The sequence below is a fragment of the Agromyces italicus DSM 16388 genome (assembly GCF_000421545.1).
In the GTDB taxonomy this organism is placed as follows: Bacteria; Actinomycetota; Actinomycetes; order Actinomycetales; family Microbacteriaceae; genus Agromyces; species Agromyces italicus.
In genome coordinates this window covers 308,129-330,050 of record NZ_ATXF01000007.1, presented here as the reverse complement: position 1 = coordinate 330,050, position 21,922 = coordinate 308,129, and the positions used below count along the sequence as shown (strand labels likewise).

The window sequence follows — 21,922 nt, the reverse complement described above, 5'->3', positions numbered from 1 at the left end:
GCATACTTCTTGGCGAAACCCGTGACGCCACGAGACTATTCCCCGCTCGCCCCGTCGACCAGCACCCGGGGCGGGAATGCCCGCACCGCCGCCGTCGTTGGCATTCCATGTCGACGCATCGATCTCGTGGTCGCGCATCGGGAATGGGAGCATGGAACAGTGACGGAACGCCAGGTGATCGGTATCTTCGGAGCGGGCAAGGTGGGCACCGCCCTCGCCCGGCTGCTCGTCGACGCCGGGTACCGCGTGCTCATGTCGGGCTCTCCCAGGCAGACCGCGCTCGATCTCCTCGTCGGCGTCGTCGCCCCCGGCGCCGAGGTCGTCGCGCCCGAGGTGCTCGCCGCCGAGTCGCGAGTCATCATCGTCGCCGTGCCGTTCGGCAAGGCCGGCACCGTGCCATGGCCGGCCTTCGACGGTCGCATCGTCGTCGACGCCATGAACTACTGGCCCCCGGTCGACGGCAACATCGCCGAGGTCGACGACGATCCCCGCACGACGAGCGAGCAGAACGCCGCCCGCAATCCGCGCGCCCGCGTCGTGAAGTCCCTCAACCACCTCGGCTACCACGAGATGGAGGACGACAGCCTGCCCGCGGGCGACCCGCTCCGCCGCGCGCTCGCGGTCGTCGGCGACGACGACGAGGCGCGTGCCGAGATCGCCGCACTCATCGACGCGATCGGCTTCGATCCCGTCGACGGCGGCGCACTCGCGCACGGCGTGGCCCTCGAACCCGGCCACCCGGCCTTCGGCCGCGAACTCTCCGCCGCCGAGCTCGCCGCGCTGCTCACGCCCGTCACGCACCTCGCCGCCTGACCACCCCCTACGCTGTTCCCCGACGGCACGAACGGGGGCGAGCATGGATGCTTCGGGGCTGATCGGCGAGCTCGAGGCGATGGCGAGCGAGGCCGAGCGGGTGAAGTATCGACGCTACTTCCCCGACGACGACTCCGCACCGTTCATCGGCGTGCGCATGGGTGCCGTCTTCGACCTCGCGAAGACCGCGCTGGAGCTTCCCGTTCGCGAACTGGAGCTTCTGCTCGAGGAGCCGACGCACGAGGTGCGCGCCCTCGCGTGCAGCATCATGGGCAGGTCCGCCGCGCAACCAGGTGTCGACGACACCCGCCGCACTGAACTGTACGAGCTCTACCTCCGCCGTCATGACCGCATCGACCAATGGGACCTCGTCGACCTCGCCGCCCGCGACGTCATCGGCGCCCACCTCCTCGAACGCGATCGCCCGCCGCTCGACCTGCTCGCGGCATCCGGCTTCTGGCCCGAACGCCGCACTGCGCTCGTCGCGACCTTCGCGTTCCTGAGACGCGGCCAGCCCGACGACGCCTTCACCCTCGCCGAGCGCCTCGCGCTCGACGACGCGCCGTTCGTCCAGAGGGCCGTCGGCTGGGTACTGCGCGCGGCCGGTGATCTCGACGAGGCGCGTCTCGTCGCCCTCGTCGAACGCCACGCGGCTACGATGCCGCGCATCGCCCTCCGTGCCGCGATCGAACACCTGCCGAAGACGGAGCGGATGCGCCTGCTCGCGATCCGATGAACGCCGTCAACCGGCGTCGGATGCTGCGCCGGACGCCTCGTCGCCGCCGAGCGGACGTCGCCCGCGCCGCCGGACGCCGAGGTCGGCGACCGCGATCGCGAAGGCGATCGCGACGAACACTGCGACGGCGAGCATGCCGACCGCGTACGCGTCGTGGTACACGACGAGATCGGGCTCGCCGTCGGATTCGCGGAAGATCGTCGAGTAGAAGAGCGAGAGCGTCACCGCCGTGCCGATCGCGGTACCGATGCGCTGGCCGAGCTGACCGACCGAGCCCGCGAGACCGCCCTGCTTCACCGGGATGTCCATGAGTGTCAGCGTCTGGTTCGGCGACACGACGAGCCCGCCGCCCGCGCCGCCGATGACCATCGCCCCCGCCATCGCCCACGGCGTCACCTCGGGCGGCGTCACGATCGCGAGCAGCACGAGCAGCCCGATGCCGATGAGCAGCAGCACGAGCCCCCCGACGACCAGCGGCCGCCCGATGCGGTTCACCAGGTTGCCGCCGAGCCACGAGCCGACGGCGCTCATGAGCGCGAAGCCGATGCCGACCATGCCCGCGTAGACCGCCTCGAGACCGAGGCCGTGCTGCAGGTAGAGGGTCGTCAGCAGGAACATCGACGGCATGGCCGCGAAGTAGACGCTCGCGAGCGCGGTGCCGTTGCGGAACGAGCTCACGCCGAAGAGACTCAGCGGCACGAGCGGATGGCGCCCGGTGGCCGCGTAATGGCGCTCCCAGGCGATGAACGCGGTCGCGGCGAAGACGAAGACGACGAGCACCCACCATCTGGCCGGGTCGTCGTCGGGCGAGCCGGTCGTGAAGAGGAACGGCCACATCAGCGAGAGCACCGTGAGGGCGAAGAGGCCGAGGCCGATCGGGTCGAGCGAGAGCGGTTTGCCCGAGGGGTGCCGGGTCTGCGGAAGCAGCCAGACCGCCAGCGCGATGGCGGCGAGCGCGAGAGGGACGTTGATCCAGAAGATCCCGCGCCAGCCGTCCTCGGGGCCGCCGATCGCGATCATGAGCCCGCCGAGCGTCGGCCCGAACGCAGTCGCGAGCCCGATCGTCGCACCGAACAGCCCGAAGGCCTTGCCCCGCTCCTTGCCGTGGAAGAGTTCCTGGATGATGCCGAGCACCTGCGGCATCTGGATGCCCGCGGCCACCCCCTGGAGCAGCCGGGCCACGAGCAGGACCGCGGCGTTCGGGGCGAGGGCGGCGACGAGACTCGTGAGGGTGAAGAGGCTGAGGCCGATCACGAACAGGGTCTTGCGCGATCGCTGGTCGCCGATGCGCCCCGCGGGCACGAGCGTGAGGCCGAAGGTCAGCACGTAGCCCGCGACGATGAGTTGCAGCTCGGTCGAGCCGGCATCGAAGGCGTCCTCGATCGCGGGCAGGCCGACGTTCACCTTCGAGAGGTCGAGGATGGTGAGCGCCGCGACCGCGACGCAGACCCAGAACGCACGCCAGCGGTGCTGCTCCGAGAGCGGGATGGAACGGGTGACGGGAGGCACTGACATCGGTCCCAGCCTATGCCCGCGCCGCCGTTCAGGCGCGCAGCGGTCCGCCGCGCTCCTGCGTGCGCGCGATCGAGGGAAGCACGATCAGTGCGACGACCGCGATGAGCTGGGCCGTGAGGCAGATGCGCACCGCAGAACCCGCACCGTCGAGGTTCGCGAGGATCACGACGAACTGCGCGACCGGGGTGAGCACCGCGAGCCCGACGACCCACCAGAGGACCCGCGAACTCAGCCGGCCTCTGCGGGAGGGGGCGAGGGTGTCGGCCCGGCCGGCCGTGAGCCCGAGGACCAGCGCGCCGGCGATGAGGGCAGCAGTGGCCGCCCACGAACTCGCGATCGGGGCGACCCGCATGACGAGGCCCGCCGCGGCGAGGAGCGGAGCGACGCCGATGAGAACGAGGCCGCTGACGGCGCCGAGGTCGAACGACACAGGGTCGCCGCGCTCGACGCGCGGATCGGCGGAGCGGCCGCCACGCGCGTTCCAGTCCTGCCTTCGGGCGATCTCGGAGAAGGCGAGCAGGCCGAGCACCATCATCCCCTGGAGCCCCACGAACCCGCCGAGGAACTCGGCGGCGGCAGCGGGGTCGGCGAAGCCGTTGACGACCAGCACCACCGGCGTGATCCCGCCGATCGCGGCGATCCAGCGCAGCGCGACCGGGCTGAGCCGGCCGAATCGTCGAGGCGCCGTCGTCACGCCGCGACGCGCGGTGGTCGCCAGCACGAGTTCTCCGAGCAGGAGCAGCACAGTCGACAGCACCGAGGCGACGACGAGGTCGAGCCCGGCCGGCACGCCGACGACGACGACGATCGGTGCGGCGACGACGAGGGCTGTGCCGACGACGGCACCCGGATCGGCCGGTCGGTCTTCGACGATGCGCGCGGGGACCGCGACGGGCGCCGGCGCCGTCTTGCGTGCGACGGCCGAGGCCGACGCTCCGACGGGCGTCTGCCGCACCAGGCCGGCGAGCGCCTCGGTCAGCACGCCCCGACGCACGAGCGTGTCGAGTGCGACGGCGCGCTCCGTCTCGGCTTCCATGCCCGCAGCGCCGGCCTGCAAGGTGTCGAGTTCGACGAGGACGCCGCGCGGGTCGCGTTTTCCGGGCGTCTGCTTCGCCCACGTTCCGAGATCGATCACGGCCTCACCCGTTCGGAGCCCAGGCGAAGGTGCTGACGATCGCGTCGCTCAGTGCGACGCAGGAGTCGAGCAGATCGGCATCGACGGGTTCGTCGGCCGGCCGGACGATCGACGTCGAGAGGAGGACCGCGGACGTGCGGTTCGACCCCGGCACCGGGATGAGGTAGTTGACCTGCTCGTCGACGGCCTCCTCGGCGCCCGCCAGTCCGCTCACCGTTCGGGTCCATCGCACGATCATCCGGTCGTCGCCGAGAAACGCCGCGCCACGAGTCGAGAACAGCTCGCTCACCCGCGCGTCGAGCGGACCGCCGCCCGGTTCGACGAGCCTGGTCGCCGTGATCGACATCGGCGCGAGTGCTGCCCCTTCGTCACCGCTCGGCAGGTAGACGGCAATGCCCTGACGGTCGCGCAACCCTCGGAAGGACGACTTCACGGCCGCGGCGAGCTGGAACTCGAGGTCGGGGCGGCCGTAGGGGCGCAGCTTCGCCCGCATCGCCGTGAGCAGCTCCGCCTCCGACTGGGTCGACAGGTCGTGGCGCACCCAGCCCGGCGGAAACAGCATCCGGAACGATGGCACCGCCGTGGCCGCGATCATGCGCGCTCCAGTCGGAGCGAATCGACGAGCGCCCACAGTTCGGGCGCCATGAGCCCGATCATCTGCGGGTCGGCGCTTCGGGCGAGCACGACGACGCGCGCGCCGGAGGGTGCGAAGAGGTAGCCGAGCTCGGCGACGGTCGCCTCGCCCGCGTCGTCGGCCAGGATGCGGGAGTACCCGATGCCGGCACCCAGCCCGGCGGAGCGCACCTCGGTCGGGCGCACCGCGACCGTGCTCGGCAGCGGCCCCAGTTCTGCCGCGAGATCGACGTCGTCGTCATCGTCGCGCTCCGCGATGAAGAGCTGCACGACGCCCACCGCAGGCAGCCCGTAGGGGCAGTACCAGAGGGCGCCCGATCGCTCGGCGTCGAGACCGCCCTGCTGCGCGGCGAGGAGTTCGGGCAACTGCGCCGACCACGGCGGCTCGTTCCACGGCGCGGCGACGTTCGCGGACGACGCGATGCGGTGGGCCCACTCCTCCAGCCGCTCACCCGACTCGGTCGGGAACGCGGTGGGCACCGGAAGCCACCACTTGCTTTCGTAGTCGAGCGAGTAGGTCAGCACGCTCCCAGCATAGGGAGCCGGTCGCGGGCTCCCGCTCACGAGCGAGCGAGCGATGTGGCCCAGCGGTCGGCCGAGGCGTCGCCGGCGAGGCCCTCGAAGAAGTCCGAACCGTCGCGGTACGCACCGAATCCGGGCTTCGCGATGCTGTCGATGATGTTCGCGACGGTGTCGACCCCGCTCGACGCGAGCTGGCTGCCGTCGAGCACGGTGCCGGCCAGGGCCTGGTTGACGCGGTTCGTCACCGCCGGGCCCGAGGCGGCGAACGCGTCGGAGAGCGCCGCGGAGATCGGTCCGCCCGAGCCGCCCGTGACGCGCGCGAGCCACCCGGCCGGACCGGTGTAGGAGATTCCGTCGACGACATCGCCGAATGAGCGGATCTGGTTGATGATGCCCTGACTCTGCGTGAGGTTGCCCGCCGAGTTCGTCACGGGGCCGCGGAGGAAGGTCGAGAATCCGCGCAGGGCGCGCAACTCGCGGAAGGCGGTGAGCCCGACGAGGTCAGAGCCGAACCCCTTCGCGAAGCTGAGCCCTCTCGAGCCCCAGGTGCCGGCGCCCCGGAACAGCGTGCCGAGCTTCGCCAGGCGCCCGAACGGCACCACGGCGAGGCCCGCGAAGAAGATGTCCCAGCCGTCGCCGCGCCCGGCGGCCACCTTCCAGATCGTCAGGCCGAGTGCGAGCAGTCCGACGATCGCGCCGGCCAGCAGCACGAACGGGCCGCCGACGATGATCGCGACGACGGCGAGGATCACTCCCGCAACGGCGAGGATGTTCAGGATCACCTCGATCGCCGGCAGCGCGTCATCCCAGAAGCTGTCCTCGACGCCGCGGTCGTTGGCGTCCTCGAGTCCGTTGACGGCGTTCTCGTACGAGCCGTTCCACGTGTCGAAGGGCTCGTCGTAGCGGCGGGCCTCTTCGAGCCACTCGTCGTAGATGTTGTCCTGCGCGACCCGCAGATCGGCGACGCCCTGACGGCGTTCCTCCGCCTGGGCCGGCGTCTCGTCGACGGGCGGCGTCTCGCCGTTCGCGTCGCTGAAGGAGCTGCGCGCACCCTCGTACGTGCTCCAGAGCTCGACGCAGTTGTCGACGATGTCGTTGAGCCGGTCCTTCACGTCGACGACCGTCTGCCCGTACTCGCGGAGCACCTTGCCGCTCGGCTCGTACCGGGCACCGGCCTTCGCGAGATCGGCGTGGACCTGGCCGGCCGTCTCCTTCAGGCTGTCGATCGAATAGCCCTTGCCCTCGGCGCCCGAGACGATCGCGCTGAGGATCGCCGCGGATTCGCGCATCTGCATGCCGAGGGACTCCATCTGCGAGCCGCGAGTGACGATGTCGGCGCCGTCGCCGGCGATCTTGCGGATCTCGTTCCCACCCGGTGAGCGGTCCATCGTCAGTTCCCCTTCGGCAGGTTCTTCGACTCGTCCTGGTCGACGGAGAGGGAGGCGGAGGCCTCCGTGTCCCAGTTCACCCAGGCCTGGCCGACCTCGTCGACATGTTTCTGTAGCTCCTGCACGTCCTGCTTGAGCGTCTCGCGCTTGTCGTTCCACGCGCCCTCGAAGCGATCGACCTGCTCGCGGAGTCCATTGCGGCCGAGCGGCGATCCGATCGCGCCCTCGAGCGCACCGGTGCGGTCGCCGGCCTGATCGAACTCGACGATGATCTGCTTGAGCGAGCCGTTGAGCTCGTTGAGCACCTCGTACGGGATCTGCACTCCGTCGCTCATCCCGGCCCCTTTCCGTGTCGTCCTGGGTCAGCCTAAGCGGTGCGGCGCGGATGACGACATGGAGAGGACTCCCCATGCGGATCACGAGGAAGTCGGGAACTTGTTCGGCCTCCACGCAAGCAGAAAGCCCCCGGGCAGCGACCGGGGGCTTTCTGATGGCGACGGATGTCGACTCGAGTGGTGGACCCAGGGGGATTCGAACCCCCGACCTTCTCATTGCGAACGAGACGCGCTACCAACTGCGCCATGGGCCCGAGCGAGAAAGAGCCTATCACCCTTCAGCGGGTGGTTCTGACCACCGGCCCCGGCGTCGTCAGCCCGCAGCCCGGCGACGGCGGAGCACCGCGTCGAGGTCTTCGAAGCCCGGGCGCGAGTCGTCGACGATGCCCATGCTCGCGTAGGGGCTCGCCGTCGACGGCCGGTCGGCCCGGCGCGTCTCGGGTGCCGCCGCGGATGCCGCGGGGGTGATCGACGGCACCGCAGGCGCGAGCCGCTCGGCGCGCCGCGCCACCGCGGCCTCCGACTCGGCGCGCTTGAGTTCGGCGGCGGCCTCAATCGACGCCATCGCCGTCGCGGCGATGGTGCCGCGCGAGAGGTGCAGCGGACGGGGCAGCGGCTGCGGCGTCCAGCCGACAGGCTCCTCAGCCGTCTCGGGGAGGTCGATGGGCTCGAACTCCTGCGCGGCCGGGACCGGATGCGCCACGCTCGACGCCCGGCTGGGCGGGCGCACCCGCGCGAGCGCCACGAGTCCGCCGAAGGCGGCGAGGAACACGAGGCCCGCGACCCCGGCGATGAGCAGCGACGCACCGAACGCGGCCGCCACGAGTCCGCCGATGACGGTGAGCAGGGCCGCGAACGCCGTCAGCGAGCAGGCGGCGCGCTTTCGGCGCAGCGCGAGTCGCGCGGCGCGGGCCGAGACATGGGGCGCAGTCGTCGGCAGTGCGATGGGTTCGGTCACGGGAGCGCGTGCGGCCAGCGCCGCGCCGGCACGTGCGCGCGCGGCATCCGCGACCTCTTCGGCTTCGCACCGCTCGGCGATCGCGATCTGCTCGGCCGCCTCGGCCGCCAGCCTCGCGGTCTCCTCGTGCTCGTGCAGGATGCGCTGCTGGGCCGCGACCTCGCGGGCCGTCGCCTCGACGACGACCGGCTCGGGCGTCTCGGCGGTCTCGGCGAGGATGCGCAGCGTCTGCTGGAGGCGGACGGCGTTCCGTTCGGTCGCGAGATACTGCCGGCGGCGCAGCCAGTTCGGCAGCAGGTACGCGATCCACAGCGCGGCGGCCACCGCCACCAGGACCCCCCCGCCGATCACATCCATGGCGACAACGTTAAGTCACGGGGCGCCGCAGCCCCGAGCAGACTCGGGCGTGTTCAGCGATCTGTCAGGGGAAGTGGTCGCTGGCTCGCGGCCAGGTCCGCTGCGGCGACCCTCGCCGCTTCGCTCGGCGCCCGCCCCTCGCGCCACCTCCGGAGCACTCCGCGAGGTACCTCCTCGGCGACGAGCGCGAACGAGAAGTGGTCGCGCCAGTGCCCGTCGATGTGGATGAATCGGCGTCGCAGCCCTTCGTAGCGGAAGCCGAGCTTCTCGACCACCCGCAGCGAGGGCCCGTTCTCGGGGCGTATGCAGATCTCCATGCGGTGCAGTCGCAGCACCCCGAAGCAGTAGTCGGTCGCGAGCGCGACGGCCGTGGGCGTGATGCCGCGACCTGCGACCTCCTCGGAGACCCAGTAGCCGATCGTCGCCGAGGAGAGCGAGCCGTAGCTGATCGACGAGACGTTCAGCTGGCCGACGAGCTGCCCGTCGACTTCGATCACGAACGGCAGCCCGTGCCCGCTGCGCGCGTGAGCGAGGAGATTGCGGATCGACGCTCGCGCATCGACGAACGAGCCGCCGCCCGGGTAGCTCGCCTCCCACTGGCGCAGCCAGCGCCGGTTGGCCAGCAGCACCCGCTCGAGCGCCTTCGCGTCGCGGACACGGATCGGCCGGAGCGTGACCTCGCCGTCACGGAGCGTGGGCAGGGCGACCGCGGCCATGTCAGTCGGCGTCGAGGGCGGCGGTGTAGCCGAGGAGCCATTCCTTCAGCTCTGCGCCGAGGTCGTCGCGATCGACGGCGAGCTGGATCACGGCCTTGATGTAGTCCAGCTTGTCGCCCGTGTCGTACCGGCGACCCCGGAACACGACCCCGTACACCCCGCCCGTGCCCTCGACATCGCCCGCCATCGTCATCAACGCATCGGTCAACTGGATCTCGCCGCCCTTGCCCGGCGGCGTCTCGGCCAGGATGTCGAACACCTCGGGCTTCAGCACATACCGGCCGATCACCGCGTAGTTCGACGGCGCGACCTCCTTCGCCGGCTTCTCCACCAGACCCGTGATCCGCACCACATCGGGGTCATCGGTCACCTCGACCGCCGCCGCACCGTACTGGTGGATCTGATCCGGGTCGACCTCCAACAGGGCCACGATCGACGCGTCCCGCTTGACCTGCTCGTCCAGCATCCGCGTCAGCAACTCGTCCCTGGCATCGATCAGGTCATCACCCAGCAGCACCGCGAACGGCTCATCACCGACATGCATGTGCGCCCGATGCACCGCATGCCCGAGCCCGAGCGGGTCACCCTGACGCACGTAGTGCATGTCGGCCAGCTCGGTCGACTCGTTCACCTTCTCGAGCTTCGCGGTATCACCCTTGCGCTCCAGGGTCGCCTCCAGCTCCGCGACCCGGTCGAAATGATTCTCGAGCGCGTTCTTGTTGCGCCCCGTGATCATCAACACATCCGTCAGGCCCGCCGCGACAGCCTCCTCGACCACGTACTGGATCGCGGGCTTGTCGACCACCGGCAGCATCTCCTTCGGCATCGCCTTCGTCGCCGGAAGGAACCGCGTACCGAGCCCGGCCGCAGGAATGACCGCCTTCGTGATCCGTTGTGTCATGGGCTCCAGCGTAGCCGTTCGGGCATCCGGCCTAGGATGTGTGCCATGCCCGAGGATCCGGACGTCCAGAAGCGCATCCTGCGCGCAGAGCTCCGCGAGCGGCGCCAGAACATGCCGGCGCACGAGCGCGAGATCGCGACCGAGGGCTTCACCTCGCGACTCGAAGAACTCATCGGTTCGACGGGCGCCGAGTCGATCTCGTGCTACCTGTCGATGCCGTCCGAGCCCGACACGAGACCCTTCGTGAACTGGGCCGAGGCCCGGGGCATCCGCGTGCTCTTCCCGATCACCCGGGAGGACGGGCTGCTCGACTGGACCGTCGGCGAGGAGGCGAGCGAGACGATCGGCCTCCACGGCACGCCCGAGGCCGTCGGCGAGCTCCTCGGCCCCATGGCGATCAACGACGTCGACCTCATCGTGATCCCGGCGGCCGCGATCGACGCGAGCGGCATGCGCCTGGGCTGGGGGCGGGGCTATTTCGACAAGACCCTCGGATCAATGGGAAAATGTCCTCCGGTGTATGCCGTGGTCTTCGACAGCGAGTTCGTCGAGCACGTGCCGCGCGAAGTGCACGACCAGCCGGTGAACGGCGTCGTGACCCCCACCCGCATCATCGCCTTCTGACCGGATCGGCCGGTCTCCACGACCGGAGAGTTGCATGCCCACCTATTCCTACCGCTGCACCGAGTGCGACAACGCCTTCGACATCCACCAGGCGTTCACCGACGACACGCTGACCGTGTGCGAGGTCTGCGGCGGCAAGCTGCGCAAGCTCTTCAACACGATCGGCGTGACGTTCAACGGTTCGGGCTTCTACCGCACCGATTCGCGCGCCGGCGGCGCGGGTTCCGCCAAGGGCGGGTCGGATGCCTCGTCGTCTTCGAGTTCGTCGTCGTCTTCTTCGTCGTCTTCTTCGTCGTCTTCTTCGTCTTCGTCTTCGTCTTCTTCTTCGCCGAAGCCCTCCTCGACCGGCGGGGGCGCTTCGGCATCGTCGTGAGGGTCGGCTAGCGTGGTGCCCGTCTGATCAGCGACCGGAGGGGGAAGCCGTGATCACGGGCTTCAGGGAATTCATCATGCGGGGCAACGTCATCGACCTCGCCGTCGCGGTCGTCATCGGCGCGGCGTTCACGGCGGTCGTGACGGCGATCGTGGAGGGGCTCATCAACCCGTTGATCGGCCTGCTCTTCAAGGCCGACAGTCTCGATTCTCTGAGCTTCACGATCGGCGAGGCGACGTTCAGGTATGGCGCTGTGCTCGGCGCGATCATCTCGTTCCTCGCCGTCGCCGCCGTCGTCTATTTCGTGTTCGTCATGCCGATGAACCACTTCAAGGAGCGCGCGGAGGCCCGGCGCAAGGCTGGGCAGCCCGACCCAGAGGAGCCCGAGACCGAGCTCACCGTGCTGGCGCAGATCCGCGACCTGCTCGCCCAGCAGCCCGCTGCGGGCGGCTCGGGCCGCCACACCGAGCAGTAGGCGCTCCCCGGGTCACCGGCTGAGCGTCGGACGGACTGCGTCGCGTTCGGCCGAGCTCGGCGCCTTCTGCAGAGACTGCTGAGCGTTTGCAGGACTTCGCCGCGTTCGGAGGACGATTCCGCGCAAGCTCGTCCTACGAACGCGGCGATGTCCTCAATTCCCGCCCCCGGATTGGGTCGGCCGGGCGGCATCCGCCACTCGGCCGGGTCAGTCGCGCCGCCAGTGCGGGGGTCGGTCGCCCAGCAGCCGCTCGTCGTCGGGCGACCTCCGCCGAGGCGTCTCCGTCGTCTCGCCGCGATCGTCGCCCGCGTCGGGCGCGACCGGCGCTTCGGGTGACGGATCGGACCCTGGTGCCGGCGTGAGCTTCGCCCGGCGCGCCCGCCCAGGAACTCGCTCGACCCGTTGACGCGGCTCGTCGGGTTGGCGCGGCTCGTCGGATTCGCGCGTCACGAGCGGGCGTCGGCGGCGCGCGGTCGTTCGTCGCCCTCGACGGCCGCCGGATCGGGCTTCCCGAGGAGCGTCGCGACCCGCGCAGCCACCGCATCGGGATTGCCGAACAGCTCGAAGCTGTGCACGCGGAGGTAATGCCACCCGAGTCGTCGCAGCACATCGGGGCGCAGCCGCAGCGCCTCACGCAGGCTCTGCCCCGCGAAGGCGTCGTCGGTCTCGACGACGACGGCCTTGCCCGCGTGAGCGGCGGCGAGCGCGAGGCGCCCGCGATGGCCCACGCTCACCCGGATGCCACGACGTTCGAGTCGTGCGCCGAGATCGCGCAGCATCGGCCCCGGCGGGTTCGCCTCGCCGGGGTCGGCGGCGCGCTCCTCGGTCTGTGTGAGCACGTTCGCGAGGGCGAGCACTCCATGGCTCTGGCGCGACTCGTCGATGTCTTCCGGGCGGAACGCCGACACGAGGTCCATCGAGCGTCGGGCGCGCGTCATCCCGACCGCGAGCAATCGGTCGCCGCCCGGCTCGCCGAGGGAGCCGAAGTTCGAGAGCAGTCGTCCGTGCGGGGTGCGGCCGTAGCCGATGGAGAAGATGACGCGGTCGCGACTCTGCGCGACCGCCTGTTCGAGCGTCAGCACCGTGAAGGGTTCGGCGCGGTCCTTCAGGATGAATGCGGAGAGATCGGTGCGCTTGGCGAACGCGGCGAGCACGGCCTGGTGCACCCTGGCCGCGTGACGAGTGCTCGCCGTGATGACCATGAGCGACTCGCGCGGGCGCTTCACGGCGTGCTCCATGACGAGTTCGACGACCTTCGCGACCTCGGAGTCGATCGACTCGACCGTGCCGGTCACGGTATCCGGCAGCCCGTTGCCCGCGACGTAGTGGAGGCCGAGACTGCCGTGCCCGAGGAAACTGCCCGCCCACGGCATGGAGACGATCCGCCCCGCGTAGAAGCGCCGGTTGACGAGCTCGGCGAGGTCCTCGCCGCCCGCGCGGTAGCTGCGGGTGAGGGTGAGGGTCGGCAGGAGCTCGCCGAGGCGCGCGAGTGCCGAGTCCGCGTGCAGCGCGTCGACGCCGTGGTCGGCTTCGACCGGCTGGTCGCCGTCGTCGATGCCGGTCTCGAAGAGGGTCGGCGTCTGGGTGACGGGGTCGCCGAAGGCGACGACCTGCTTGGCGCGCCGGATCGCGCCGAGGTTCTCGGCGATCGTCGTGGCGCCGGCGTCGACGAGGAGCACGGTGTCGAACGGGATCCGCTCATCGATCGCGGCGACCTCGTAGGGCGAGGCGAGCCACACGGGCGCGAGCACGCGGAAGAGGTTCGGGACCTCCGATTGGAGGGCGCTCACGCGGACCCGGTCGCTGCGGAGCATCCGTTTGAGCAACCCGGCCTCGTCGGGGTGATCGACGAGCGCGACCTTCCAGTTCTCGGCGAGCCGCCACGCCAGCAACGGCCCGGCGGCCGAGGCGTGCGCCTCGTCGACGAGACGGAAGTCGCCTTCGAGACGGTCGAGCACGGTCGTGTTCGCGCCGAGCAACGCCTTCTCGCTCGCGAGCACGTGTTCGAGCACCGACTGCCACCAGGCGAGCTCGAGTTCGCCTGAGACCGCCGGTTCGGGCACGTGGCGACGAGCGAGGTCGAGCAGCAGCGGATCGAGGCCGAGATCGCGAAGGCGCCCGAGGATCGCGGTGCGCTCCTGCAGGTTCGCGAGCACTTCGGAGTCGGCGGCGAGCCCCGCGAGCGTCGCGACGAGTTCGCGGACCGGGCGCGCCGCGAGCTGGCGAGGCGTGCCGACGATGTCGAGCGGCGCATCGAGGGTGGCGAGATCGGTCGCGACGTGCTGGAAGGCGACGTGCACGTCGTCGAGTCCGACCGGGACGCCCGGGATCGCACCGGCGTCAGAGTAGCGCTGCCACAGCGTGCGCTGCTGCTGGATGCCGCGGAGCGCCGCGTTGAGGTCGGTGATGTGCACCCCGGGGCGCACGTACTCGAGGGCGTGCCTGCGGAGCCTGCGGCGGTTGGCGCCCGACATGCCGGGAGACTCGCGCCTCGGCGCCGTCGCCGTGATCAGTTCGCCGAGCGGGCGGTCGTACACCGAGGGCTGGAATCGGTCGAGCGTCTCGCGCACGTCGAGGAGGAGCCGGAGGAAGACGCCGAGTTCGGCGATCGACTCGAATTCGCGGAGCCGGGTCTGCGCGATGAGGGCGCGACCGCGTTCGAGGAGCCGTGGCACCTCGACCGCGCTCAGTCGCTTCGCGAGCTCGTGCGCGTTCGTCGCCTCGGCCGAGCTCGCGAAGGAGGCGCCGTACCAGGGCGAATCGCCGGGGCCGTAGCGGAACTCGCCGAGTTCGGCGGCGCGGGCGAGTTCGCGTGCGACCTCGTCGCGCCCACTCGACAGGGCGACGAGGGCGGCGTGGTCGAGCCTCGCCGTCGTCGAGGGCGGCGTGGGCAGGAGCGCGAGCCGCGAGAGTTCGCCGAGCGCGTCGAGCACCGAGACCCGGAGCCCGGGGTCTCGCCGCGTGAGCGCCGTGCGATAGTCGAGCAGCACCTTGCGCAGCCGCACGAGCGCGTCGTCGACGTCGGCCACGCGCGGGCGTTCGGCCTTCTCGTTGCGAGAGATCGACTGGATGAGTTCACGCCGGAGGCCTGCGGTGGTGACGGCGGCGCCGCCGAGTCCGATCTGGCCGAGACGATGCGCGATGCCGTCGAGGCTCGCCCGACGCGAGCCGACGACGAGCACCCGCTTGTCCTTCGCGACGAGGGCGCCGATGGCGTTCACGACCGTCTGCGTGCCCCCGGTACCCGGCAGGGTCTTCACGACGACGGAGGTGCCGGCCTCGATCTCGGCGATGACCTGCTCCTGCTCGGGATCCGCGTCGAGGAGCAGGGTGTCGGTCGACGGGGGCCGCTCGTCCTGCGAGACGAGACGCACGGGCTCCTCACGAGCGGCCGCGACGGAGGCCCGGGCCGCCGGGTTGCCGGCGAGGGCGTCGATGACGGGGTGCTCGAGCCGCGAGGCATCCGCCGCCATCTCGGGGCCCACCTCGGCGAAGGAGGACACGACGAGTCGCGGCGCGACCTGGAACCACGGCAGGTGGCTCGTGAGGCCGCGCAGGCGATCGATCACGGGCTGCGGCTTGAACGCGCCGTTCGTGATCGCGAGCGCGACGAACGCCTCGGCGTCGAGGGTGATCTGGAACTGCTCGCGGAGTTCACGCGCGAGCGCCGGGTTCAGGAAGGGCTGGCCCTTCAGCTTGAGCTCGAAGTCGCGGCCGTACCGGCGGATGGCGAGCGGACGCAGGAGAACCGGAGCGAGGAACTCCTCGCCGCCGTTGCGCCACGAGGCGAGGCCGATCGCGAGGTGGACCGACTCGATGCCGCGGACGCTCCGGAGCTCGATGCCCTTCTGAGTGATCTCGGCGGCGGCGAGTCGCGCGTTGCGGAGTGCGAGTTCATCGCGTATGAGGCTCGAGAGCAGTGTCGACTTGCCGGTGATGAACTGGGGCAGCCCACCGGGATGGGTGGTCGAGAGCTCGATGCGAGTGCGCGGGGTGTCGACGAAACGCACGAGCGGCGAACGACCGCCGACGGCGGCGAGCTCGGCACCCCAGCGGCGCCAGCTGGGCTCGGCGACATTGCCTGCGATGAGTTCGGGGTCGCCGAGGCTGACGCCGTTGGGGCTCGTGATGTCCTGTTGCATTTGATCCGGGGTGAGGTCGTCGGCTGCCGCATCGGTCTCTTCGCCGAGGATCTCGTCCTCGGCGTCGTCGTTCCGATCGAGCCGCTGCACACCGACACACTAAGACGAAACACGCGAATTCCTCGGAGCATCGCCGCATCGGACGCTCATTCGATACCCCTAGGGTATTGTGCTAGCGTCATCGGATGCTCCCGCCCACCCCAGCCCCCCGTTCACCGCGCGTGACCGTCGTCATCGGCGGCGTCGCCGGAGGCATGTCCGCGGCCACCCGCCTGCGCCGCCTCGACGAGGAGCGCGAGATCATCGTGATCGAGCGCAGTTCCGCCGTCTCGTTCGCGAACTGCGGTCTGCCGTACCACGTGTCGGGCGTCATCGCCGAGCGCGACGACCTCTCGCTGCAGACCCCCGATCGTCTCGCCGAGCGATTCCGGCTCGAGGTGCGAGTACGGCACGAGGCCGTCGCGATCGACCGCGCGGAGCAGACCGTGGAGGTGCGCTCCCTCGCGAGCGGCCAGGTCGAGACGCTGCACTACGACGAACTCGTGCTCGCCCCGGGCGCCGCGCCGCGCCGCCCGAGCGACGTCGCGGCGGGCGCCCCGCTGCACACGCTGCGCACCCTCGACGACCTCGACCGCATCATGAGCCGCCTCGACGAGGCGCCCGCCGGGAACGCCGTCGTCATCGGCGGCGGCTACATCGGTCTCGAGATGGCCGACAACCTCGCCCGCCGTGGGCTCACGACGACCCTCGTGCAGCGCGGCGGGCAACTGCTCGCCGCGCTCGACGAGGAGATGGCGGCACCGGTCGCCGACCACCTCGCGGCGCACGGCGTCGCGCTGCGCCTCGGCCGCACCGTGCACCACGTCGCGGTCGATCACGTGCGCCTCGACGACGGCACCCGCCTCGCCGCCGACCTCGTCGTCGCGGCGATGGGCGTCGTACCCGAGACGCGCCTCGCCGCCCGGGCCGGCCTCGCGGTCGGACCGAGCGGCGGCATCGTCGTCGATCGCTCGCACCGCACCAGCGACCCCGCGATCTTCGCCGTCGGAGACGCCGTCGAACAGCGCGACGCCGTCGACGGCTCCCCCCGCCTCGTCCCGCTCGCGGGCCTCGCGAACCGGCACGGACGGGCCGCCGCGGACGCCATCGTCGGACGCGCCGCATCCGCACGGCCGGCGCTCGGCACCGCGATCATCGACGTCGCCGGCCTCACGGTCGCGAGCGTCGGATGGACCGAGCGCACCGCACGCGAACGAGGCCGAACCGTGCGCGTCATCCACTCCCACCCGCTCTCGCACGCCGGCTACTACCCCGGCGCGTCGCCGATGTCCCTGAAGCTCGTCGTCGATGCCGCGAACGACCTGATGCTCGGCGCCCAGGCGATCGGCACCGACGGCGTCGACAAGCGCATCGACGTCATCGCCACGGCGATGGGCGCCGGAATGACGGCCTCCTCGCTCGCCGAGCTCGAGCTCGCCTATGCCCCGCAGTTCGGCCAGGCGAAGGACCCGGTCAACCAGTTGGGCTACATCGCCGAGAACCTCGCTGCGGGCACCGATCGGGTGATCCAGTGGCACGAGCTCGACGCGGCGCTCGCGGAAGGCGCCGTGCTCCTCGACGTCCGCGGTGAGGCCCAACTCGACGAAGGGCGCATCCCCGGCGCGCGCTGGCTGCCGGTCGAGCGCCTGCGCGCGGCCCACACCGAGTTCGCAGGCCGTCGAATCGTCGTGCACTGCCGGGTCGGCCAGGGCGCCCACACCGCTGCCCGCCTCCTCGACGCACTCGGCCACGACGTCGTCAATCTCGACGGCGGATTCCTCACCTGGCGCGACGGCATGCACGCCCGAGGGCTCGCGCGAAGCGGCCAGGCCGCCGAGGCCGCCGCCGCCGAGGCCGCCGCCTGAGGCGGCGCGAACCCGACCCGCCCACTGAACCCACGAATCACGACCCGCCCGCTGAACGAAGGAGCACCGGAATGCAGTCCCTCTCCCCCGCCGAGGTGCACGCCACCGCCGACGCGTACATCATCGACGTGCGCGAGCCCGAGGAGCTCGCCCAGGCCCGCGTCGACGGCGCCCACCACATCCCGCTCGGCGAGCTCGCCGCCCGGCTCGAGGAGGTGCCGCGCGATCGCACCGTGTTCGTCATGTGCCACGTCGGCGGACGCAGCGCCGAGGCCGTGGTCTACCTCGAGCAGCAGGGCTTCGACGCGGTGAACATCGACGGCGGCATCCTTCAGTGGTACCGCGCCGGGCTCCCGGTCGAGACTGGCGCGACGGAATGAGCGGCCCCGGCGAGACGACCGCCTCCGACGCCGAGCGCCTCGCCGAGCAGCGCCGCATCGCCAACCGGCTGAAGCGGGCCCGTGGCCAGCTCGGCGCTGTCATCGAGGCCGTCGAATCGGGCGCGGACTGCCGCACGGTGGTCACCCGTCTCGCGACCGTCTCGAGCGCCCTCGACCGGGCCGGCTTCGCGATCATCTCCTCCGCGATGCGCGAATGCCTCGCCGACCAACAGGAGTCGGCAGGCGGCAGGCCCGGCGCACGCGGCGAGCACGGCGTCGCGGCGAAGCCCGACGTCGAAGAGCTCGAGCGACTGTTCCTCAGCCTCGCCTGACCGGCGCCCCGGTCCCCGGCGCAGTCAAGGTGCATTCCCGCCCCGGCCCCGGCGCGGTCCCGGTGCATTCCCGGCCCGGCCCCGGCGCAGATTGACGATGCCCCGCCCATGAGGGCGGGGCATCCGGTCGCGCGGAGCAGCGGGAGCACGCCCCGCGCGACGGTTCCTCACCCCTCGCGACCGCCTGTGCAGTGGCGGTCGATCGGCTGCGAGGAGTGAAGCTCAGCGGAGCGATCTGCGCCCCGCGCCGGCTCAGCGAGCCGTGTACTCCAGGCCGTGCGCCGCGGCGACGGGCTCGTAGCTGAGCTTGCCGGCCGTCGCGTTGAGGCCCTTGGCGAGCGCCGGGTCGGCGGCGAGTGCGGCCTCCCAGCCGAGGTCGGCGATCTTCAGCGCGTACGGGAGCGTGGCGTTGATGAGCGCCGGCGCCGACGTCGCGGGCACCGCGCCGGGCATGTTCGCGACGCAGTAGTAGATCGCGTCGTGCACCTTGAAGGTCGGGTCTGCGTGCGTCGTCGGGCGCGAGCCCTCGAAGCATCCGCCCTGGTCGATCGCGATGTCGACGAGGACGGCGCCCGGCTTCATCGCGGCGACCATCTCGTCGGTCACGACCTTCGGGGCGGCGGCACCGGGGATCAGGACGGCGCCGATGACGAGGTCGGCGGTCTTCAGCGCGCGGGCGATCTCGTACGAGGAGGAGGCCATCGTGTGGATCCGGTGGTCGTACCGGCCGTCGATCTCGCGGAGCTTCGGCAGCGAGATGTCGAAGACGGTGACGTCGGCGCCGAGGCCGAGCGCGGTCGCCGCGGCCTGCTCGCCGGCGACGCCGCCGCCGATGACGACGACGCTGGCGGGGGCGGTGCCGGGAACACCGGCGAGCAGCACGCCGCGGCCGCCCTTGGAGGCATGCAGTTCGGCTGCGCCCACCTGCGGGGCGAGCCGGCCGGCGACCTCGCTCATCGGCGTGAGCAGCGGCAGCGAGCGGTCGGCGAGCTGCACGGTCTCGTAGGCGATCGCGGTGACGCCCGAGTCGAGGATGGCCTGCGTGAGCGGCAGGTCGGCGGCGAGGTGCAGGTACGTGAAGAGGGTGAGGTCGTCGCGGAGGAAGCCGTACTCGCTCGCGATGGGCTCCTTGACCTTCAGCACGAGTTCGGCCGCCCACGCCTCGGCGGCGGTGGCGACGATGCGGGCGCCCGCGTCGACGTACTCGGCGTCGGCGTAGCCGGCGCCGAGGCCGGCGCCCGCCTCGATGACGACCGAGTGGCCGCGCTGCGTCAGCGCGTGCACTCCGGCGGGGTTCATCGCGACACGGAATTCGTTGTTCTTGATCTCAGCGGGCACGCCGATACGCATGATTGCTCCGAACAGCTCTCGGCCGACAGCACAGTCGGGCCGAATGGAATGTGGATGGATGCGAATATCATCGCTGCTTGTTCGCCTCTGTCAAAGATCATCCGTGGATGATTCGGTAGACTCGTCGCATCCGATTCATTCATGCGAAAGCGAAGGTTCCGATGGCGGATGCACCGCAGATCAGCGCTCCGGGCGTCGAGCCCGCTCCCGTGGCGCTCGATGCCGTCGACCGGCAGATCATCGCGATCCTGCACGAGAACGCGCGCATCCCCAACGTCGATCTCGCACGCGCGGTCGGCGTCTCGCCCTCGACCTGCCTCGCCCGGGTCCGGTCGCTCCGCGATCGCGGCGTCATCGTGCGCTACACGGCCGAGATCTCGCCTGCCGCGCTCGGCTACCACCTGCAGGCGCTCGTCAGCGTGCGCATCCGGCCGGGCGCCCGTCACCTGATGGAGCAGATCTCCGACGAGTTGCGCACCCAGCCCGAGGTCGCGCAGCTCTTCTTCCTCGGCGGCTCCGAGGACTTCCTCATCCACGTGCGCGTGCGCGACAGCGATCACGTGCGACAGTTCGTGCTGAAGAACCTCTCGGCGAATCCGGCGGTCGCCCTCACCGAGACGAATCTGGTGTTCGAGCACCACACGGCGATGTCCGCAGGGCTCCGCACCGTGCTCTGAGCCGAGATCCGCGCCACATCTTCGGAGATCACCACAGATTCGGATGGATGGGGGTCTCTCGACCGAATCCGCGGCGATCGCCGAATCTGTGGCGACGTGCGCGGGGCTCAGCCGCGCAGCGGCAGGATCTCACCGAGATCGAGCCCGTCGGGCGTCTCGAGCTGTTCGTAGGTGCAGCTCTCGGGCGCGCGATCGGGCCGCCACCGGCGGAACTGCGCCGTGTGGCGGAACCGGTCGCCCTCCATGTGGTCGTATGCGACCTCGACGACGAGTTCGGGGCGGAGCGGCACGAACGAGAGGTTCTTGCCGGCATTCCACCTGCTCACCGCGCCCGGCATGCGACTGCCCTGCTGCGCCGATTCCTCGGCCCACCCGCCCCACGGGTGCGCGGCGAGATCGACGGCGATGAGCGGTTCGAGTTCGGCGACGAGGCTCGCCCGCCTGGCCATCGGGAACGCGGCCACGACGCCCACGTGCTGCAAGCGGCCGCCGTCGCCGTAGAGCCCGAGCAGCAGCGAGCCCACGACCTCGCCCGACTTGTGCCACCGGTACCCCGCGACGACGCAGTCGGCGGTGCGTTCGTGCTTGATCTTGAACATCGCACGCTTGTCGGGCAGGTACGCCCCGTCGAGCGGCTTCGCAACGACGCCGTCGAGGCCGGCCCCCTCGAAGCGGGTGAACCAGTCGCGCGCGACGGCGGGGTCGTCGGTCGCGGGGGTCGTGAAGATCGGGTCGGATGCCTCGGCGAGCGCCTCGACGAGACGCGCGCGCCGCTCGGAGAACGGTCGGGACATGAGGTCGTGCGAGCCCGAAGCCAGGAGGTCGAAACCGACGAATGCGGCCGGGGTACGTTCCGCGAGCATCCGCACGCGACTCTCGGCGGGGTGGATCCGCTGCTGCAGGGCCTCGAAGTCGAGTCGCCCGTCGGTCGCGATGATGATCTCGCCGTCGACGACGCACCGCGGCGGCAGGTTCTCGCGGAGCGAGGCGATGAGCTCGGGGAAGTACCGGGTCATCGGCCGCTCGTTGCGGCTGCCGAGCTCGATCTCGTCGCCGTCCTTGAAGACGATCGTGCGGAAGCCGTCCCACTTCGGCTCGACGTGGCCGGTGTCGGGGATCTCCTTGACCGACTTGGCGAGCATGGGCGGCACTGGCGGCATCACCGGGAGGTCCATTCGACCATCCTGCACCTCCGCCCCCGGCTGCGGTAGCACCGCCGGGCGATCCGGTCAATCCCTCGCGCCGAGCTCGGCGCCGGCGTAGCGTCGAAGCCGCCGGAGCCGACCGGCCCACGGCGCGAGGAGCATCCCATGGGCGACGCACGATCCGAAGACCCCGAGACCGGCAGGATCTCCGAGGCGGAGGTCCCATGAGTTCGACCATCGATCGTCCCCGGCGCGCGCGGAACCTCAGCACGACGCTCCCGCCGATCGGCATCTGGTGGCCGATGCTCGAGGGGCCGCTGCGCCAGGAGATCCTCGAGAACCTCGACGCCCCGCTCCGCACGGTCGTGGTGGCGCGCATCCTCGAACTCTGCGAGGCCGACGCAGTGGTGCCGCGAACCCCCGTCCACCTCGACGAGAACGAGCGCGCGTACATCGCCGGCTGGGTGCACGCCGTCGACTGGAGCTGAGCGGCGGCACCACTCGCGGCGCG

General features: G+C 71.0%; 22 protein-coding genes and 1 tRNA gene. 10 read left to right on the top strand and 13 right to left on the bottom strand.

The features are described 5' to 3' along the window. Window positions 1-159 precede the first annotated feature (159 nt). On the top strand, window positions 160-813 hold the full coding sequence (locus H516_RS0111950) for an NADPH-dependent F420 reductase (protein ID WP_022889947.1): 654 nt from the start codon (window positions 160-162) through the stop codon (window positions 811-813). A gap of 43 nt (window positions 814-856) precedes the next feature. Then, window positions 857-1,549 carry a DNA alkylation repair protein gene (locus H516_RS0111945; protein ID WP_022889946.1) on the top strand — a complete coding sequence of 231 codons (693 nt, stop codon included), beginning with the start codon at window positions 857-859 and terminating at the stop codon, window positions 1,547-1,549. Between the two features lie 6 nt (window positions 1,550-1,555). On the opposite strand, the gene H516_RS0111940 is transcribed toward H516_RS0111945, so the two are convergent. The 10 genes from H516_RS0111940 to galU form a co-directional block, all read right to left on the bottom strand. Beyond that, window positions 1,556-3,064 carry an MFS transporter gene (locus tag H516_RS0111940; protein WP_022889945.1) on the bottom strand — a complete coding sequence of 503 codons (1,509 nt, stop codon included), beginning with the start codon at window positions 3,062-3,064 and terminating at the stop codon, window positions 1,556-1,558. Window positions 3,065-3,092: 28 nt separating this feature from the next. Then, window positions 3,093-4,199: a hypothetical protein gene (locus H516_RS0111935; protein WP_022889944.1), complete on the bottom strand. Its 1,107-nt coding sequence runs from the start codon at window positions 4,197-4,199 to the stop codon at window positions 3,093-3,095. A 4-nt stretch (window positions 4,200-4,203) separates the two neighbouring features. Continuing rightward, window positions 4,204-4,794, bottom strand: coding sequence for a hypothetical protein (locus H516_RS0111930; RefSeq protein ID WP_022889943.1), 591 nt, complete (start codon window positions 4,792-4,794; stop codon window positions 4,204-4,206). Then, a complete protein-coding gene (locus H516_RS0111925) occupies window positions 4,791-5,357 on the bottom strand; it encodes a hypothetical protein (RefSeq protein WP_022889942.1) in 567 nt (188 codons plus the stop codon). The genes H516_RS0111930 and H516_RS0111925 overlap by 4 nt, the downstream gene beginning before the upstream one ends. A gap of 35 nt (window positions 5,358-5,392) precedes the next feature. After that, window positions 5,393-6,742 (bottom strand): hypothetical protein, encoded by a 1,350-nt coding sequence (locus H516_RS0111920; protein ID WP_022889941.1) that lies wholly within the window; start codon window positions 6,740-6,742, stop codon window positions 5,393-5,395. A gap of 2 nt (window positions 6,743-6,744) precedes the next feature. Continuing rightward, complete coding sequence (locus H516_RS0111915; protein ID WP_022889940.1) at window positions 6,745-7,077, bottom strand: hypothetical protein; 333 nt, start codon at window positions 7,075-7,077, stop codon at window positions 6,745-6,747. Between the two features lie 178 nt (window positions 7,078-7,255). Beyond that, window positions 7,256-7,331: transfer RNA gene (locus H516_RS0111910), tRNA-Ala, on the bottom strand. Between the two features lie 59 nt (window positions 7,332-7,390). After that, window positions 7,391-8,392, bottom strand: a complete 1,002-nt coding sequence (locus tag H516_RS0111905) for a hypothetical protein (protein WP_022889939.1) — start codon at window positions 8,390-8,392, stop codon at window positions 7,391-7,393. 53 nt (window positions 8,393-8,445) lie between these two features. Beyond that, window positions 8,446-9,108, bottom strand: a complete 663-nt coding sequence (locus tag H516_RS0111900; RefSeq protein WP_022889938.1) for a GNAT family N-acetyltransferase — start codon at window positions 9,106-9,108, stop codon at window positions 8,446-8,448. Window position 9,109: 1 nt separating this feature from the next. Beyond that, window positions 9,110-10,009: a UTP--glucose-1-phosphate uridylyltransferase GalU gene (gene galU, locus H516_RS0111895; RefSeq protein ID WP_022889937.1), complete on the bottom strand. Its 900-nt coding sequence runs from the start codon at window positions 10,007-10,009 to the stop codon at window positions 9,110-9,112. A gap of 45 nt (window positions 10,010-10,054) precedes the next feature. On the opposite strand from galU, the gene H516_RS0111890 reads away from it, so the two are divergent. Genes H516_RS0111890 through mscL form a run of 3 tightly spaced genes read left to right on the top strand, consistent with a single transcriptional unit; the run spans window position 10,055 to window position 11,481 of the window. Further along, on the top strand, window positions 10,055-10,633 hold the full coding sequence (locus H516_RS0111890; protein ID WP_022889936.1) for a 5-formyltetrahydrofolate cyclo-ligase: 579 nt from the start codon (window positions 10,055-10,057) through the stop codon (window positions 10,631-10,633). A gap of 34 nt (window positions 10,634-10,667) precedes the next feature. Continuing rightward, window positions 10,668-11,006 (top strand): FmdB family zinc ribbon protein, encoded by a 339-nt coding sequence (locus H516_RS0111885; protein WP_022889935.1) that lies wholly within the window; start codon window positions 10,668-10,670, stop codon window positions 11,004-11,006. A 49-nt stretch (window positions 11,007-11,055) separates the two neighbouring features. Next, entirely contained in the window at window positions 11,056-11,481 is a 426-nt protein-coding gene (gene mscL / locus H516_RS0111880) for a large-conductance mechanosensitive channel protein MscL (RefSeq protein WP_022889934.1), read from the top strand. Between the two features lie 446 nt (window positions 11,482-11,927). Here the strand turns inward: mscL and H516_RS19850 are convergent, their stop codons facing one another. Next, on the bottom strand, window positions 11,928-15,713 hold the full coding sequence (locus tag H516_RS19850) for an ATP-binding protein (protein ID WP_022889933.1): 3,786 nt from the start codon (window positions 15,711-15,713) through the stop codon (window positions 11,928-11,930). A gap of 95 nt (window positions 15,714-15,808) precedes the next feature. Here H516_RS19850 and H516_RS0111870 point away from each other — a divergent pair, with 95 nt between their 5' ends. The 3 genes from H516_RS0111870 (at window position 15,809) to H516_RS0111860 (ending at window position 18,239) form a co-directional block, all read left to right on the top strand. Further along, the gene (locus H516_RS0111870; RefSeq protein ID WP_022889932.1) at window positions 15,809-17,527 is read left to right on the top strand and encodes an FAD-dependent oxidoreductase; all 1,719 of its coding nucleotides are present in this window, start codon (window positions 15,809-15,811) and stop codon (window positions 17,525-17,527) included. Between the two features lie 71 nt (window positions 17,528-17,598). Beyond that, complete coding sequence (locus H516_RS0111865) at window positions 17,599-17,907, top strand: rhodanese-like domain-containing protein (RefSeq protein WP_022889931.1); 309 nt, start codon at window positions 17,599-17,601, stop codon at window positions 17,905-17,907. Further along, entirely contained in the window at window positions 17,904-18,239 is a 336-nt protein-coding gene (locus tag H516_RS0111860; protein WP_022889930.1) for a metal-sensitive transcriptional regulator, read from the top strand. Before H516_RS0111865 ends, H516_RS0111860 begins: the two co-directional genes overlap by 4 nt. A gap of 252 nt (window positions 18,240-18,491) precedes the next feature. Here the strand turns inward: H516_RS0111860 and ald are convergent, their stop codons facing one another. After that, window positions 18,492-19,589, bottom strand: a complete 1,098-nt coding sequence (gene ald, locus H516_RS0111855) for an alanine dehydrogenase (protein WP_022889929.1) — start codon at window positions 19,587-19,589, stop codon at window positions 18,492-18,494. Window positions 19,590-19,750: 161 nt separating this feature from the next. Between ald and H516_RS0111850 the strand changes: the two genes are divergently transcribed. Next, window positions 19,751-20,266 (top strand): Lrp/AsnC family transcriptional regulator, encoded by a 516-nt coding sequence (locus H516_RS0111850; RefSeq protein ID WP_022889928.1) that lies wholly within the window; start codon window positions 19,751-19,753, stop codon window positions 20,264-20,266. 107 nt (window positions 20,267-20,373) lie between these two features. On the opposite strand, the gene H516_RS0111845 is transcribed toward H516_RS0111850, so the two are convergent. Then, complete coding sequence (locus H516_RS0111845; protein WP_022889927.1) at window positions 20,374-21,441, bottom strand: ATP-dependent DNA ligase; 1,068 nt, start codon at window positions 21,439-21,441, stop codon at window positions 20,374-20,376. 194 nt (window positions 21,442-21,635) lie between these two features. Between H516_RS0111845 and H516_RS0111840 the strand changes: the two genes are divergently transcribed. Then, complete coding sequence (locus tag H516_RS0111840; protein ID WP_022889926.1) at window positions 21,636-21,899, top strand: hypothetical protein; 264 nt, start codon at window positions 21,636-21,638, stop codon at window positions 21,897-21,899. Window positions 21,900-21,922 lie beyond the last annotated feature (23 nt).